This is a genomic window from Bdellovibrio sp. BIS2 (genome assembly GCF_055398295.1).
In genome coordinates this window covers 2,591,311-2,608,046 of the sequence record NZ_AP035879.1, presented here as the reverse complement: position 1 = coordinate 2,608,046, position 16,736 = coordinate 2,591,311, and the positions used below count along the sequence as shown (strand labels likewise).

At 51.8% G+C, this 16,736-nt stretch carries 10 protein-coding genes; 3 read left to right on the top strand and 7 right to left on the bottom strand.

Annotation, left to right across the window (positions count from 1 at the left end; translation table 11 throughout):
* Nucleotides 1-147: 147 nt before the first annotated feature.
* Nucleotides 148-1,083 (top strand): FecR family protein, encoded by a 936-nt coding sequence (locus ACZ520_RS12425; protein WP_464125820.1) that lies wholly within the window; start codon nt 148-150, stop codon nt 1,081-1,083.
* A gap of 30 nt (nt 1,084-1,113) precedes the next feature.
* Nucleotides 1,114-3,093, top strand: coding sequence for a tetratricopeptide repeat protein (locus ACZ520_RS12420; protein ID WP_464125818.1), 1,980 nt, complete (start codon nt 1,114-1,116; stop codon nt 3,091-3,093).
* Between the two features lie 32 nt (nt 3,094-3,125).
* Here the strand turns inward: ACZ520_RS12420 and ACZ520_RS12415 are convergent, their stop codons facing one another.
* Together ACZ520_RS12415 and ACZ520_RS12410 are read right to left on the bottom strand one after the other, a co-directional pair.
* Nucleotides 3,126-5,771: a CHASE2 domain-containing protein gene (locus ACZ520_RS12415; RefSeq protein WP_464125816.1), complete on the bottom strand. Its 2,646-nt coding sequence runs from the start codon at nt 5,769-5,771 to the stop codon at nt 3,126-3,128.
* Nucleotides 5,772-5,784: 13 nt separating this feature from the next.
* Nucleotides 5,785-8,613 carry a hypothetical protein gene (locus ACZ520_RS12410; RefSeq protein ID WP_464125814.1) on the bottom strand — a complete coding sequence of 943 codons (2,829 nt, stop codon included), beginning with the start codon at nt 8,611-8,613 and terminating at the stop codon, nt 5,785-5,787.
* 140 nt (nt 8,614-8,753) lie between these two features.
* On the opposite strand from ACZ520_RS12410, the gene ACZ520_RS12405 reads away from it, so the two are divergent.
* On the top strand, nt 8,754-9,167 hold the full coding sequence (locus tag ACZ520_RS12405) for a group II truncated hemoglobin (RefSeq protein ID WP_416480326.1): 414 nt from the start codon (nt 8,754-8,756) through the stop codon (nt 9,165-9,167).
* Here ACZ520_RS12405 and ACZ520_RS12400 read toward each other — a convergent pair.
* The 5 genes from ACZ520_RS12400 to ACZ520_RS12380 all read right to left on the bottom strand — a co-directional run bounded on the left by ACZ520_RS12400 (nt 9,164) and on the right by ACZ520_RS12380 (nt 16,584).
* Nucleotides 9,164-10,147, bottom strand: coding sequence for an extracellular catalytic domain type 2 short-chain-length polyhydroxyalkanoate depolymerase (locus tag ACZ520_RS12400; protein WP_464125812.1), 984 nt, complete (start codon nt 10,145-10,147; stop codon nt 9,164-9,166). The two genes, ACZ520_RS12405 and ACZ520_RS12400, sit on opposite strands and share 4 nt — an antisense overlap.
* Before the next feature lie 114 nt (nt 10,148-10,261).
* Nucleotides 10,262-12,022, bottom strand: coding sequence for an adenine deaminase (adeD, locus tag ACZ520_RS12395; RefSeq protein ID WP_464125810.1), 1,761 nt, complete (start codon nt 12,020-12,022; stop codon nt 10,262-10,264).
* Nucleotides 12,019-12,810, bottom strand: a complete 792-nt coding sequence (gene xdhC / locus ACZ520_RS12390; RefSeq protein WP_374033541.1) for a xanthine dehydrogenase accessory protein XdhC — start codon at nt 12,808-12,810, stop codon at nt 12,019-12,021. Before xdhC ends, adeD begins: the two co-directional genes overlap by 4 nt.
* Nucleotides 12,803-15,130 carry a xanthine dehydrogenase molybdopterin binding subunit gene (xdhB, locus tag ACZ520_RS12385; RefSeq protein ID WP_464125808.1) on the bottom strand — a complete coding sequence of 776 codons (2,328 nt, stop codon included), beginning with the start codon at nt 15,128-15,130 and terminating at the stop codon, nt 12,803-12,805. Before xdhB ends, xdhC begins: the two co-directional genes overlap by 8 nt.
* Entirely contained in the window at nt 15,121-16,584 is a 1,464-nt protein-coding gene (locus tag ACZ520_RS12380; RefSeq protein ID WP_464125806.1) for a xanthine dehydrogenase small subunit, read from the bottom strand. Before ACZ520_RS12380 ends, xdhB begins: the two co-directional genes overlap by 10 nt.
* Between the last annotated feature and the right edge of the window lie 152 nt (nt 16,585-16,736).

Genomic DNA, 16,736 nt, shown 5'->3' with positions numbered 1-16,736 from the left:
AGAAAGGAACATTGCAGAACACGCCCATTGTCCAGTGTTGGTTCTGAGACCTCGGTCTAAAACCGAGACGGGTGACAAAGTGTTTTTCTAATCCAAGAAATTCTCATCTAAACTATAGAAGTACTTAACAATTAGAGGATGGCGTAAATGGCTAAAGTCGTTGGCTTTGTTTGTTTCTTATTGTGTGTTCAGGTTCATGCCGCTGACAAAATGTATGGTGTCTTTATGGTGGTGAAGGGTGGCGTGCAGATTCACACGGAGGGCAAAACTGCTCCCGCCAAAGTGGGTGCCAAGGTTTATGAAGGGGATAAAGTCGTTACTGCCGCTGATTCCCGCGCCAAAATCGTGATGTCTGATCGCAACGTTCTGAATCTGAGTCCGGACACAACAATCGAAATCACTCAATATCAGAATGACGCCGCCACTGGTAAAAAGAATGTCGAGATCAAACTTTCCGGCGGTAAAATTCGCAGTAACGTCGAACAAACCTATGACGGCGAAAAAAGCAAATTCCAGATCAAAACTCCAACTGCCGTCGCCGGTGTGCGGGGAACTCAGTTCCAGGCAGGATTTGACGTGAAAACTCAGATGACGTCGATTGTGACCTTCAAAGGGGCCGTGTCTTTGGCGGCCGTGAATGCACAGGGAAAAATGGTCGGCAGTCCCGTGATGGTTAAAAAAGGTGAGATGACCACGGCGGCTCCGAATGCCGCGCCAGAGCCGCCGAAGGCTTTGCCAAAAGAAGAGATGAAACAAATTGACGGTGACTCCGTGGCTTCGACGGTGACTCCGGGGACGGAGACGGGCGCTGCGAATGCAGAGGCCGGAGCTGTTGCTGGCGGTAACAACCGTGATGTGGCATCAGAAGCCCCGGTGGCAGGTGCTGACAAACCGGCAGCGCCGACCTCTATGATTGACAGCAAGGACATGGATTTGGGGATGGCTCAGGAAATCAAGCCGATTGCGGCTCCGGTGGTCGCTCCGCCGACGGTGGTGAAAGCTCCGACTCAGGACACCTTAAAGGACGTCACTCGCACCATCAATGGCAAAACCAAGGTCGTCATTACCCCTCGTCCGCGTTAATAACCACTTCAACCATCGAGAATGCAGCGTATGAAACTGGCAGCTTTGGGTTTAGCAGGAACCTTGATCGTGAATTCAGCCTATGCCTTGGATGCACGAATCTCTCAGACACAATCTTTGGAAATCGAATTGCAGGACAGTGAGGGCGGCGCTGACGCCCGTCCTTTGCGTGTGCGCGACAGCGAATCGGGCAAGATGGCTCAGGTGATGCTGAATCGCCGTGGCGGTGCTGCGGGTCCCTTGACAGGATTCTTCATCATTCAGTTCTTTATCGGCGACAATCGCCCGCGGGTGCTGGAGTTTTCAGCCCCTGGAAAACCACCTTACTATGCCTATGCGATTCCGGGTGAAACTGTTCAGCGCATTGTGCTTTTCAAGTCGGCTGATGACCTGGCAAAGTTCGTGGCTGCCAACGAAAAGAAGCAGGTGGTAAAGCCGGTGGCGGCAGCCCAGGTGATGTCTCCGCAAAATATCCGCAAACTTGAAAAACAGGATCGTGAACAAAAGCGCATTCAGGAAAAAACTCAGCTGATGCTGGAAGAAGAGCAGGCCAAGCAAAGAGCGGCCATGCTTGAGCAGCAGGCGGCAATGACGGCGGCGGAGAAAAAGCGTAAAAAAGACGAGGCCACCGCTTTGGTGAAAGAGGCCGATAAGTTCTATGCCCAGAAAAACTACGTCGAGGCCGAAAAGAAGTACGCCGCTGCCGTGGATCTGGATCCTGAATCAGATTCTTACTATTATCGCTATGGTGTGACTCTGTACAAAGTCGGAAACTACAACAAGTCTTTGGCGACCCTTTCCATGGCGGATGTACCCATGGAGATGTCCTTGGAAAAAGACTACTATGTGGCTTTGAACCATTTGAAGCTCAAGGACTATGACAAAGCCCGGAAAAAGCTGATTGAAATTCGCTCTGAAAATGACCCGGCCTTGAGCCCCACGGCGTCTTTCTTTGCCGGCAATATCGAAATGCAGCAGCAGAAATTCCCGGAAGCCCGCACCAGCATGGAATACGTTTTGGATAATTCCCAGGACCCTCAGATGGATCGTGCCGCCGAGGATCTGCTGGCTCAGATCGACAAAATGCAGTCTTTCTATGAAAGCAAAAAGGAAAAGTACCGATTCACCGGCTTCATCGGGGCGATCTATGATGGAAACGTCTTGAATGTGGCAGAAAATAACGTCAGCACGGATGTGAAGGCCTATCGCCTGAACTTTGGCGCCAGTGCTTTGGCGATTTGGAACCGTACACCGACTTCGGACTTTGGAACCCAGATCGGCGTTTCGGACTACTACAGTACGGATACAAGCTTTAAAGACAACGCGACTTTGCAAACAGCCGATCCTTTGCAGTTTGACCTGAGTCTTCCATTTCATAAAGAGTTTGAATATGCCAAGCGTTCGTTGAACTGGGAGCTGGTGCCAACCTACAAGAGCATCTTCATGAGCCCGACCGGAGGCACGCGTAAAGAGGCCATCAGCTCTTTGGGAGTGAACACGACCTTGTCCGCTCCGATTCAAAGCGATGTTTTGATGGCCGGCCGCTTGGATGTGTCCCATGAGCGGTCCTTGCTGGCGACATCGGTAGGGGATGATGACCAGACCGCCCTTCGCTATGGATTCACACTGCTTCCGACGTGGATTTTGGATTTAAAAGGCGAAAAGTCGCTGACGCTGGACGCCTCTTATCTGATCAATCAGGCAGAAGGCCGTAACTACCGTTACAAGCGCGCCGCCCTGGGATTGACGTATGCCTTTCCAGCATGGTGGAAGTTCAATGGCAGCTTGCGTGGCGAGTATTCCAGCCAGAACTATGACGAAGCCACCAGCCCGCGTATTGATACGAACCCCATTGTGACGGCAGCTTTCAATAAGGATCTTAAGCGCAACGTGAATATGCTGCTGAGTCTGCAGTACAATGTCGGGGACTCGGATGAGGACTCTTACGACTACAACAAGTTTGTGGCGACCAGTCTGTTCACCTTCACTCACAGCATTCTGGGTAAATAAGAATGAAAAAGCCACCTGCAAGGTGGCTTTTTTTATTTCGTTTTCATGACGTAAACACCGTCCCAGTCCTGAGGCGGTGGAGAATCCATATACTCCTGACAACGTTCGATATAAAGTTCGCTGACGGGCTCCTCGGAGCCCCAGTTGCCTTGCGCTTTTTCAAAGACCTGTTTGGCCTCTGCAAAACGTTTTTGATGATACAGTTCGTATCCCGCCTGGAATGACGTCATCAATTCAGCCGTTTTGGCTTTGGCCGCGCCCTCACAGACCAGTTCAAAGATGCGCACGGGTTCAAGTTTGCCTTTGACTCGCACGCGGTCGATTTCCCGCGCCGTGAAAGTGTCTTTGACATCATTGTAGGTGAATTCACTGATCACAATGCGGGTGCCGTATTCTTTGTTAATACCCTCAAGTCGCGAGGCCAGGTTTACCGAGTCACCCATGACCGTGTAGTTCTGAACGATGTTGGAACCCATGTTTCCCACGCTCATTTCGCCGGTGTTGATGCCAATTCCGATATCAATATGCGGAAGCCCTTTGTCCGAGAACTCTTTTTGCAGTTCTTTCAGTTTGACCAGACTTTCCAGGGCACAGCGGCAGGCATGGGCGGCGTGATTCGGGTCCTTCACCGGGGCGCCGAAGAAAGCCATGATCGCATCACCCATGTATTTGTCGAGCGTACCGCTGTTTTTAAAGACAATGTCGGTCATGGGGGTCAGATAAAGATTCAGCACCCGCGACAGTTCTTCCGGCGGCAGTTTTTCTGAAATCGTCGTAAAGCCGCGGACGTCAGAGAAGAACGCCGTCATGCGCTCACGACGACCACCCAGTTTTAAGTTCGCCGCGTCTTTTAGTAGTTCATCCACAACCGCCGGGGAGACGTATTTAGAGAAGGTCGATTTAAGTTCCTTCTTTTTCTTTTCCTCGGTGAAGTATTTAAAGACCTGAATCGCACCAAAGCCCGCAAACGCGCAGGCATAGATCAGGAAGGAATGAATCAAGAGGTTGTGCTTGATAAAGATCCACAGATCCAGAGCGCCGATCACCAGAATAAAGACGACAAAGCCCAAAAGCGACGACAAGGACCCTAGAAGTGCCCAGGCCACAGCGAGCGCCGTTCCACCGACAAATAGAACCACCGGCAGCCATTGGGCCTCCTGATTCCACTGTTTCAGGAAGTGCTTGTCAAAAAGGTTTGCCAGCATGGTCAGATGCAGTTCCGGTCCCGGATAGTTGGCCTCTAAAGGCGTGTTACGCAGATCGTACAGCCCTACAGCGGTGGCACCTACAATCAGGCTGCGGTCTTTGAAGAATTCTTTTTTATCGTATTCTTTGGTTTGAATCACCAGTTGTTTGGATTCCTGATTCATCACACTGGTGGTGACTTTTACGGTCGGCTCGTCGTTGAACAGCTCTTTGGCTGAAACATACGGCAGGGACATCTGACGGCCATAATAGTTGATCAGTAACTGGCCCGAGCCGTCCACCGGATAACTTGCAATTTTAACTTCCGGTTCTTTCGAGGTGTCGTAGATATTGAACTGATCCAGGCTTTTTTCGCCATCTTTGGCCGTCGCCATCTTCAGCTCAGCACGATACGGGCCGGACAGAAGAAAGCTTTGCAGGGCCATGGACGGAATGAAGCTGGTACCCAGTTTATGACCGGAACGGAAGAACAGGGGATAGCGGCGGACATAACCGTCGGCGTCCAGTTGCGCAATAAAGCTGGAGGTGTAAGTCGCCGGTGTTTGCAGTTCCAGCGTGTTCGGAGTCCATTCGCCGTATTGCGGGATCGGATGGGTTTTATAGGATTTACGTATGCGCGACCGCAGGTCCTCGAACTTCAGGTTTTTTAGATCGGGCGCATCGGCCACCACGTCATGATAAAGTGTTTCCACCTGACCGATGTTTTCCGGGGACAGGAAGATGTCATGTTTGGTCAGCCAGGTTTTGCAGTATTCAAACAACGCCATGAACTGACGGGCTTTCAGATTGTTCTTTTGGAACGTGGAAAGCTCTTCAGGGGATTTTTTACCCAGGCTTTTTAGCAGGTCATTTTGTTCACGCTCCTGAATGGTTTGAAACAGGGTCGCGAAGAGCGGGGCCCAGTTCAAGTCGTCAATCGCGTGAGTTTCTTCATCAATGGCAAAGCTCGGGTTGATTTTAACCAGTTGGTCACCCCCCGTGGCCAGGAACGCCTCGGCAACGCATAGATCCTGGTGCGGTTGGAAGTCGACCAGATTTTCACTGAAGGTCCCCAGAACAATGCGGTCCGGGTTGTCACTGATGACTTTGGCAAAAGCGCTGTCGGCTTGGGGATTTGATGTTTCCGGCTCGGCGAAGATCACATCGAAGCTGACAGACTTGGCTCCCAGCTTCAGCAAGTTGTCAGTCATTTCCGCGATCATTTCTCGGCTCCATGGGAAGCGGCCGATTTCGCGGACCGAGGCATCATCAATGGCGATCAAAGCCACCGGAGCCTGACTTTGAGAGGGCGGGCGGATTTTATATTTGATATCGTTAAAGCGCAGATCCAGGACCTCAATGCCCTCCAGGAAAGGGCTGTAAGGGCGCTGGATTGCGGGCGTATCCACGTACTTAAAATAGTGGAAACCAAACCACATAAAGAGGGCCGACACGGTGATGCCAATCAGGATGCTGATCTTTTCTGTTTTCATGCTGCGTATTCTTCTATTGCCCTGTTAAGTTAATAAGCTGAACACTTCCCAGGCTGTCGGTGACAGACAACTGTATGGCCCCGACGCCTTCCGCAGTCACATTGATGGAACTGCCGTATTCAGAGTAGTAGTGGCTTGCGGCACCAGACACCTTCTGAACGGTGTACGGAGGCACGCCACCTTGGATGTAAAGTGTGATTGAGTTGCCAACCAAAACAACGGGATCAGGGACCGGAATGATCAAAGGCATAATCACCGGATTAATGGATAGCTTGTCTATCACATCCCAGTTGTATCCATGGGTTCGCTCGGTGTGTTCGGAATAGTAGCTGACTTCCGCCATCTGAGGGCTTTTGACCTTCATGTAAATCGTCCTGCTGCTTTCGCCGCCGGCAATGCTGTAGTTGTTAGAATTATAGCTGCAACTGCTGCTGTCGTAGAACTCCACTTGAGCCCCCGAGCTGCCAACTTGAACGATTGTTGTAGGGGAAAATTTCAGTAGCTGACCCGCAGGCACGGTCACATCCTGGTCCGAGGCATTTCTAGCAACGAATTCCAGAGCCTGACAGGCTCCGACGGCCGGGTTCAGGGTTGAACCGGCAGGCAGGCGAATCGCCAGGTGATGAACCAGAGGAGAGTTGTTAATCGTGATTTGTGCGGTATAACCAAAGCCCTCGGCTTTGAGAGTGGCATTGGCAGGCATCTCGGTGCCGACTTCGATAGCAAATTCGGCGATGGCTGAGTTGCTGTAGGTTAGCTGGCTGACGGGGGATCTGCTGGTGCAATTGTTCACCAGTCTTGTGCCCGAAGGAAGGGTGTAGGCGGTTGTCCCATCCAATTTATACCAAGAGAAGTCCACAGTGCCAGATGTCTGGACCGACTGACTGGAGTTGGTCAGACGCACCATCATCGGGAAACATCCGTTTTTGAAAAGTTTCATTTCGGTCGGAGTGCCTGAATACCAGTTGGAGGAATTCATAGCCATCTCAATCTGACTGACCGTCGTCGGAGCATCACTGACGGAAATGTAAAGTGGAGAAGGAGGAGTGAGCCCACCCGTATTGCTGTCAACACTGATGTTGTAAGACTGGGCGATGGGGCTTTTCGTATAGACAGAGGCGAATTGAGTGCCGGCCGGCATCGTCACATTCAGACTGGAGACGGCGGTGGTGCTGCAGGCAGCATCAGTGTGCAGGACCGCAGGTCCGCCAGAGCTGAGGGTTGCCGTCACACCGTTTGCATTTAGAATACTGCCTGTCGTGGTGGTCAGCGAGATATCCACGCGACGGCATTCGTTTACCGCAGGCTGAGAGCTTTGATTGTACTGACTGCTACCGAGATGCAGGTTCATGCCCGTTGCTGGCGATGCAGAGAAAGTCCATGCGCCGAAAGCCACCTGCGCACCAAAAGGTGTGTTGTTTTTACTCAGGCAGACGATGTAGTTGGCGTATTGTTCGGGAGTAAACCCAATGTTTCCGGCGGTGAATCTGATGGAGTCACCAGCGCCTGCGGGTAAGGCATTGGTTCTTAGCAGGGCCCAGCCCTGTTTGCGCAACTCGTCCGGTTCGCAGCGGTTGTCATAGCCCATCGGGGCGTAATTGCTTTGGGTCGACTTGTAAATCTGATAGCTGGTGATTGATTCTTTAATCCCCGGCAAAAGAGAGATATCAAAATAGGGACCATTGATATTGGCGCCCTGCTTGGAGGTGCTGCGATAAACTGTCAGACCATCCTGAGACTTTTCTCGAACGGCCGCCAGTCCGCCGCGCAAGCCGGACATGCTTTCAAATGAATCCCACAGCTCATTTCCGTAGTTCGAGTTGTCCAGGATCAAGTAGCGATTGAATTCTTCGCTCAACGACAGGGAAGAGCACGCGCTGATGTCCAGACCTCCGATGATCGAAGCAAAATTAGCGGAAGTCTGCGGGGCTGTGCCCGTAAAGAAGGCCTTGATCGGCACGACATTTAAAACAGAGTGGCTCAGGTATTTGTTGCCGAAATAGATGTCTCCGTTATTTTTGGTGGTTTTACTGAACGAGCAGACTTTTTTATCATCCAGTAAAGACGGCTGAGCAGCGAAGAAGCCCATGAATCTGTTGTCGACTCCGCGATCCTGCCAGTAGTTCGTGTTGTTCACCCATTTTCTTTCCGAGTGCGCTGGCATGCGAATGCGCATCAGATGTTTTGAAACTGGCAGGGACTCCAAAGTCCACTGATTTCCCAGAAGGGATCCGTCAGGCAGCACGTAATCGACAGGCACATTTTTGAAAACAGTGGCTTCAAACCAGCCCCCCAGAATGTGACGGCGATCCACGACGATGCCGGGCTTGCCAGCAGGGCGGTAAACCATCTTCAATTCGCCGGAAGGGCCCTGATTGGCCCCTGTCAGGTAGCGGCCATAAACACGGCCTTCTTCTTCCGGCTGGGTGCCGCTGAGGTTATCCAGTGGGACCTCCGCAGAATCAGTTCCACCGATCAAAGTTTTTGTGACATCGCCATAGTAGATGATCGCATTGTCATCGTTGCTTCCAGTGCCATACGCCGCAAGCACTTGAATCAGTCGATTGTTGCCGGAAGGGATTTCCAGAGTCACTTCCGAGGGAAGAGTCTGGCTGTCGTGGGAATCCAAAATCAATGTGACCGGCTCTGCCATATCTGCAGCGGTGACTTGCACGGCAATGTGCTTCAGCGCGGAAACGGATTGAGCACCGGCTTTTCCGGAAACTGTTTTGGGAAGCTTCAAAGATACTTTGCTGTCTTCAACGGCCATACGATCACAGGCGCTCAAAAAGAAGGCCATTGCAAGGATCGAAGTGACGTGCTGAATATTTAATTTTTTCATGAACTTAGACTCCACGGCGTGTAGGATTTTATCGGCTTTTTTGCAGGGAATCTGAAGAAATCTCGGGCTCAAATAAGTCTCAAGATGTCTCAAACTGAAGCACAGTTGCCACTTTGGTCCGGGAGTAGTAAGTTCTTGTAATGTCTGAAGAGAAAAAGCCCTACGAATTGCTGGGTGGCGAACAAGTCCTGCGCCAACTTTGCAAAAGATTCTATGAAATCATGGACACCGTTCCGGAAGCCAAAGGCATCCGCGACATGCACCCGGGAAACCTGCAAGGATCCGAGGAAAAACTGTTTATGTTTTTGTCCGGGTGGCTGGGGGGACCGGGGTTGTTCGTTGAAAAGTACGGACACCCCAGACTGCGCATGCGCCATTTTCCATTCAAGATCGGAAAGTCCGAGCGCGATCAGTGGATGATGTGCATGGTGCAGGCGTTCGACGAGTTGCAGATTGCTGAACCGCTGCGCAGTGAGCTTTTGCATTCACTGCTGCGTCTGGCGGATCACATGAGAAATGTCGAAGAACCAGAGTTTTCGGAAGGCGCGGATTAAAGTCCGCGCACGCGTTCAATCATCTTCATCAACGCGGACATCTGGGCGCCGGATTTGCTGACGTAATCAGGCCCGGTGAAGCCGAACCAGTCCCAGCACGCATAAGGATTACCGCGATTGTCGCGGGCTGACTGCGGATAAAGCACAACGATGTTATTGGTTTCAGCCCAGTCGTTATAGCCAGCCAAAGTCGCAAACTTGTCTTGAATAAAATCCGGATTCATCTGGCAGCCATGCAAGGCCACGTGCAGTTTGCAGCGGGCGCCTTGTTCACAAGCCTCGGGAACATAGATCCATCCATCGCGATATAACGGAGTTTTGCTGTCGCCAAAATCAGTCTGCGTGAACTTGTGCAGGTTTTCCGCCACTGCAATTCCCCGTGCTTTCAAATCGGTATACATCTGCGCAAGAATGTCGCCGGCCGTATCAAAATTGCATTTCAAAAGCCATGGCAACGCCGCCATCGAACAGGGCCCCCCGCTGGCCAGGGTCGGGAAGCCGTGAGCAGTTTCTGGAGTCGTCACACGGTGAATTTGATTTTTTGGAACGAAGCTTTCATAAAACTCAATCAGCTTGTCACTGTTACCCAGCTTCACCACGGAATCTTTGGGGCTGGCGAAAATATAGATGCGGTGATCTTTGAGGTTTTCGAGGGAATCAATGTCACCTTGGCCTGACAAGTCGCGGGCTTTTTCAATCATCAGACGGCTGTCGATTTTTTCGGGGCTTCCCATGCACTGGGACTGGGCTTTCTTGGAATCTCCTTCAGAGCACCAGTAGACACCCCCGGCAACGGCACCCGCTCCGGAAAAGACTGACGAGAAGGCCACATCCATTTGCACCGCCATAAAGCCGCCGGAGGATACTCCGGAGATGGTGATGCTGTGGGGATCGATATTGTAACTTTTTAAATTCTCGGTGGCAGGATCAGAAGCCTGAATGCAAAACGGCACAAGCATCGCGCATAATGTTTCAAACATGATGACCTCCTGATAAAGAAATCACCCCGAATGAATCACGGAATTTGCTGGACTGTCGAGAAGAAAAAGCCCCGTTCTGTCAGAAAGGGGCTTTAGAGTAATTGCTTCAAGGACCTAAGCCTCTACTTGTAAAGGTATGAAGCTGAAATTTGTGACGTTCACCAACCCGCGGTCGGTGAGCTTCAAGGTCGGAATCACCGGCAAAGCCAGGAAAGCCATTTGGATGAACGGTTCATCTAAATGGACTCCCAAGGATCGGAAGGCGGTTTTAAGGTCGGCGATGCCGTCTTTGATTTCTTCCGCGCTCTTGAGGCTGAGAAGACCCGCGATTGGCAGTTCCACCAGGGCTTTGATTTCACCCTGATCAGCCACGGCAAAGCCGCCGCCAGATTTGATTAATGTGTTCACTGCCAGGACCATGTCCGCCGGGTTGGTCCCGATGACCATGATGTTGTGAGAATCATGCGCCACAGAGCTTGCAAGCGCGCCGCTTTTTAGCTCCATGCCTTTCACCAGCCCCAAAGCCGGAGGCAAACCTTTGCCATAGCGTTCGATGTTGGCCATGTAAAGCACATCGCTTTCAGCAAACTTTTGCCCGTCAAAAGCCACGGTCAGATGCTGGGTGATGATTTCGTGAGGCACGATTTCAATCACGTTGTAAACACCCGGAAGCAGATTCACGGTCAGTTCTTTTTCCGTCAGTGGGGCCCGCTTCATGGTGTTTTCAAGCGGCGGCTGGGAGGTTTGCAGTTTTTCTTGCAAAGAAGCCCCCAGATTCAGTTCAGAAACAAACTTCCCACCGATCATCACGTCCTGAATATCGACAGCTTTCAGGTCCTTCAAGAAAACCAGATCGGCTTTCTTGCCCGGAGCCACCAGCCCCAGACGTTTCAAACCAAAATGGCGGGCGGCGGAGTAAGTCGCCAGACGGTACGCCACATGAACAGCGACGCCGTGTTTGTTGATCAGTTCTTTGATCAGATAGTTGATATGACCTTCGTGGGCAATTTCAAAAGGATTGCGATCATCGGTACACAGCAAACACTGCGGGGACGAAAACTCATTCACCAGCGGAGCCAGGGTGCGCAGGTTCTTGGCAACACTTCCTTCGCGAATGATCAGGCCCATGCCTTTTTGCAGTTTTTCGCGGCCTTCTTCTAGCGTCACCGTTTCATGACAGTTCTGGATTCCCGCCAGAAGGTAAGCATTCAAGGCTTTGCCGCGCAAAAGCGGGGCGTGGCCATCCATGTTCAGATCATCAAAGGCTTCAATCTTGGCAAGGACTTCTTTGTCAGCGTGAATCACGCCGGGGAAGTTCATCATTTCCGCCAGACCCAGCACCGAAGGATGATCCTTGAAGGACTTCATTTCTTCCAATGGGAAATCACTGCCTGTGGTTTCAAAACCCGGCAGGGCCGGAACACAGGACGACATCTGCACAAAAAGATTCTGGTGCATCAGTTCAGAAGAACGCAAAAACCAGCTAAAGCCTTTGCCGCCCAGGACGTTGGTGATCTCGTGGGGATCGCAGATGGCCGTGGTGGTTCCCAGCGGCAACGTCGCTTTTTCAAATTCAAAAGGCGACATCATCGAGGATTCAATATGCAGGTGACCATCAATGAACCCTGGAGTCACAAAGGCCCCTTGGGCATCCCAAGTGCGGCGGGAAGGCTGGGTTTGATACTCCATCCCCACGCCGACGATGTGTTCACCACCGATGGCAATACAGGTGGGATAGATGTCGCCCGTGATCACATCGAGCATCTGCACATTCGTGATCAGCAGATCCAAGGTGCCATCGCCCCGGGCTTGGGACAGACGGGCTGGCAGCAGGTCGGAGGCGATCTTTTGGGTTTTCTTGTTGCTTAAACTCATAGAACCAAATCCCTTGTTTTAAGAATCTGCGCCACAATACTGAAGGCGATTTCCACCGGCGCGTTGGTGCCGAAGCTTTCTCCCATAGGGCAGTGGAACTTGTCGAGTGACTCTTGAGCAATGCCGGCATCAATCAAGTCCTGGCGCAGGCGGCGCGCTTTTTGGTCGCTGCCGATGTTGCCGACATAACTGAAGCGATCACGCTGTTTCATGACTTCCACCAAAATTGGCAGGTCAGTGCCGTGGCCCATGGTCATCAAAGTCACAAAGGACTTTTCCGGAATGCGGGAAACAAGTCCCTTCATGTCTTCGGTGCAAAGAGTGGTCAGGCGACTCGAGGCTGGAAGTTTGTCGATCCATTCCTGGCGCGGATCCACGCACGTGATCTTGCAATCCAGGCGTATCAACAGACGCACCAGTTCCTGGGCAATGTGGCCGGCACCGAACACCCAGATATTGAACGGATGGTTGTATTCAAAGAACTCAAAAAAGAAGCTGACCACACCACCGCAGGTCATGCCGATATCTTTTTGCAGATTCCAGTCGGTGTATTGATGCGCAACCTTTTCGCGGATCATTTTCTGGGCTTCTTCAATCGCGCGTTTTTCCACTTTGCCGCCACCGACTGTGCCAAACTCCAGCCCGTCGGCCGACACCAAGGCACGTGCGCCCACGTCCTGAGGGGAAGATCCCTGTTGTTTTACCAGAGTGACACTAACAAAAGATTTGCCGGCGTCCTGCAGGGATTTCATCGCAGACAGATAGTCTTCAAAGTTCATTTTACTCATGACGGGCGATCTCCATCAGCATCTCTTCCGGGGTGGCCGGGGACTTCAGGGTCGAAATCAGGCCTTTACTTTTGGCATTGGCGGCGTCTTTTAACGCCGTCCACACGCTGATCCCAAGTAAGAACGGCGGTTCACCCACGGCTTTGGAGCGGTGGACGTTTTCGCGGTTCTCGTGGTTTTCAATGAACTCGACATTAAACACCCTTGGCGTGTCTTGTACGTTCGGGATCTTATAAGTGGTCGGGGAGTGGCTTAAAAGTTTTCCCTCTTTATTGTGGAAAAGCTTTTCAGAAGTCACCCAGCCCATGCCTTGAACGAACGCGCCCGTCACCTGACCCTTGTCGATACCCGGATTGATTCGGCGGCCCAGGTCCATCAGGATGTCGGTGCGAAGAACTTTATACTCACCTGTGAACAGATCCACCTGCACTTCACTGACGGCAACACCGTTGGTGAAATACTTAAACGGCGTTCCTTGGCTGGTTTTTTTGTCAAAACCAAGGCCTTCGGTTTTAAAGTGAGCGTACTCACCCAAAGACAGACGGTTGAAGTAAGCTTGTTTAACAGCGTCAAGCCAAGTCATGGATTTGCTGGAGGGTTTGTGGGTCAGAAGTCCGTTTTCAAATTGGAATTCTTCAAATTTCAACTTGGATTCGTCCAATGGCGGGCACTCGGCGATATCATTCATTGGTGTGCCAGCCAGGATGTTTTGGAACAACCACGCCAGACGTTTCTGAATGCCGACTGCGGCCTTCAAAGCTGCCGCACAGTTGATGTCAGACCCACTGGAGGCCGCCGTAGGTGACGTGTTGTGGTTTTTCTCGGTCGAGGTTGCCATGACTTTAACGTCATGGGCTGGAATACCAAAGGCGTGAGCAACCACCTGCTGGATCTTGGTGTTCACACCCTGACCCATTTCAGTGGCTCCGGTGGAAACCTGCACGGTGCCGTCTTTATGAACGTTCACCGAAGCATTTCCCTGATTCAGGAAGCGTGCAGTAAACGCAATACCGAACTTGGTCGCTGTCATGGACAGACCCCGCACCGCGGTTTTGCTGCTGGCATTGAAGGCGTCGATTTCTTGACGGCGCTTATCATAGTCCGATGACTTTTTAAGATCGGCAAAAAGCTCTGGCAGGGGATTGTGTCCCAACGCCTGACCATAGTGGGTCACGTTGTTGTGATCTTTTTGATAACAATTCAGTTCGCGGATCGCCAGGGCATCTTTTTTCAGGTGCAGGGCCATGTCTTCGATAATGCTTTCGATGGTCATCGTCCCTTGCGGGCCCCCGAAACCACGGAAGGCGGTGTTGGAATAAAGATTGGTGCGAACCACGGCACCTTCGATGTGCGCGGCGGGCAGATAGTACGCGCCATCAACGTGGAACATCGCTCGATCCAGGATCGAGCTTGAAAGATCGGCGTAAGCGCCCCCATCGGCGTAAAGGTGCGCCTTCAAAGAAAGAATGCGTCCGTCATTATCAAAACCCACTTCATAGTAGTTTTTGAACGGATGGCGTTTTCCGGTCATCATCATGTCGTCGTCTTTCGACAAACACAAACGAGCCGGGCGTTTCATTTTTCTTGCGACCAGAGCTGCCATCGCCGCAAATGGGGCGGCCTGACTTTCTTTGCCGCCAAAGCCGCCACCCATGCGTTTTACGATACAAACGACTTCATGCAGGCTTAAGCCCAAAGCTTCGGCCACCACGTGCTGGGTTTCAGTCGGGTGCTGGGAGCTGGCGTGAACTTCGATCTGTCCGTCTTCCATCGGGTAGGCGATGCAGGCGTTGGATTCTAAATAGAAATGCTCCTGACCGCCGCACTCAAAGGCGCCTTTAAGGCGGTGCGGGGCTTTGGCCATTGCGGCGTCGGCATCGCCGACTTTGAAGGCGTTGGCTTTATAGATGAAACGATCCAGTTTAATGGCTTCATCAATCGTGAAGACGCCATTTTCTTTTTCAATTTCAAATTGCACGTGTTTTTTTGCGCGCAACAGATCTTCCATGTCGGTACCGACCAACAGCACTGCCGGCTCGTCATAGTGGCCGATCTTGTCGGCAACCAGAATGGGCTGTTCCGGAACAATGGTGCCCCAGGAGTTGTGGGAAAGATCTTTGGCCGTGAAAGCGGCCAAAACTCCACGGCACTTCAGGGCTTGGGAATAATCAATAGACTTCAGGCGACCGGCGGCCGCGGGAACACCCACTGGCAGCACCAAGACTTCGCCCGCCATCATCGGGCGGTCGTCGATAAACACACTGCCACCAGTGACGTGGCCCCGGGAAGAATCATGAGGGATGTTTTGACCTACGGACATGCTGTCATTTCCTGTTGAAGTTCAATATGGCATTTCTTGAATAAATTCTCGGCGACTTTCAGACGGTATTCATCCGTGGCGCGAAGATCGGAAATAGGCTTGATCAAGGTGCGAACCTTTTCACCCATTCGTATAAAGGTGTCTTCGCTGAAAGCCTGACCCTTCATTGCGGATTCAATGTCACTTAAACGAACCACGGTCGGGCCGACACCGCCCATGGCGATGCGGGCGTCACTGATGGTATTGCCATCGACTTTTACCAAAGCGGCAAAGGTCACCGCAGAAATATCCAGATCCTTACGCAGGGACACTTTAAAGAACTTGGACTTCCATTCAGGTCCGGGCACCGGGATCAGGATGCCTGTGGCAATCTCATCCGCAGTCACGTCAAAGACCTTGTAGGCCTTATAAAACTTTGGCAAAGCCACTTTGCGAAGACCTTTGGTGGACTGCAAGTGCACTTCCGCATCCAGCGCCAAAAGGGCAGGGATGCTGTCACCAATCGGGGAGCCGTTCATGACGTTACCGACCAGAGTGCCTTGATTTTTAATTTGCGGTGAAGCGAAGATGCGCAGCAGGCGCGAAAGCTCTGGCAGTTTGTCTTCCAGGAAGTTTTCCAGGGCTGTCAGGGTGACGCGGGCTCCGACCCACACGCCGTCAGCGGTCATTTTGATTTCACCGGTGTCGGTGATCTTGTGCAAGCTCATCACGTCATCCATGAAGGCTTTGCCTTTGTTGTGCAAAACGCCCAAATCAGTGGCGCCGGCCACCAGACGAGTTTGTGGGGATTTGGATTTTTGCTCTGTCGCCACCTGGAAGTTCGCCGGGGCGGTGAATTTCTTGGCGCCAGCTTCAATCATCAAAGAATCAGAGACCAGAGGTTGGAATTGTTTTTTCTGACTGTCCGTCAAGTACTTGGCGGAAAGGGACTTCCATTTTGACAGATCCAGATTGGTCGCAGCCGCCAGGATCGGTTCATAGCCCGTGCAACGGCACAGGTTTCCGGTCAGGAAGTTGCGGGCTTTTTTCTCGGTGATGGCTTTTCCAGAACACGCGCTTTTTTCTGCCAGTGATGACAGCGAACACACCATGCCCGGCGTGCAGTAACCGCACTGACCGCCGTGGAATTCGCGCATCTTGTTTTGCACTTCGCTTAAGTCTTCCTGTTCGGAAAGTCCTTCCACCGTGACCAGTGATCCCATGTCGAAAAGGTACATCGGGGCGATGCAGGAATTGATGGCTTGGAATTCAGACCAGGTGTTGTTTTCAAGTTTTGCCGAAAGCACCGTGCAGGCACCGCAGTCGCCTTCAGCGCACACCACTTTCGTTCCCGGAAGGGAGCTGTGATAGCGTAAATACTGGGCTAGCGGAAGAAAGGCTTTTTCGCCGGAAATGCGGTGTTCAGCGCCATTGATAAAGACATGAATTTCGTTGCGAATTTTGTTTTCAGACATCTAAATTGGTTCTCATAAAAGGGGTCCCATGACAATAGAATTTCCCTTATGAGTTTAGCCCTTTTTGGGGGCCTCAATGTCCTCAAAAATTCAAATGTGAGCCGCCCCGGGGGCCCTTATCGATTAAAAAGGGCTTTGAGTGTGGCCAGCGT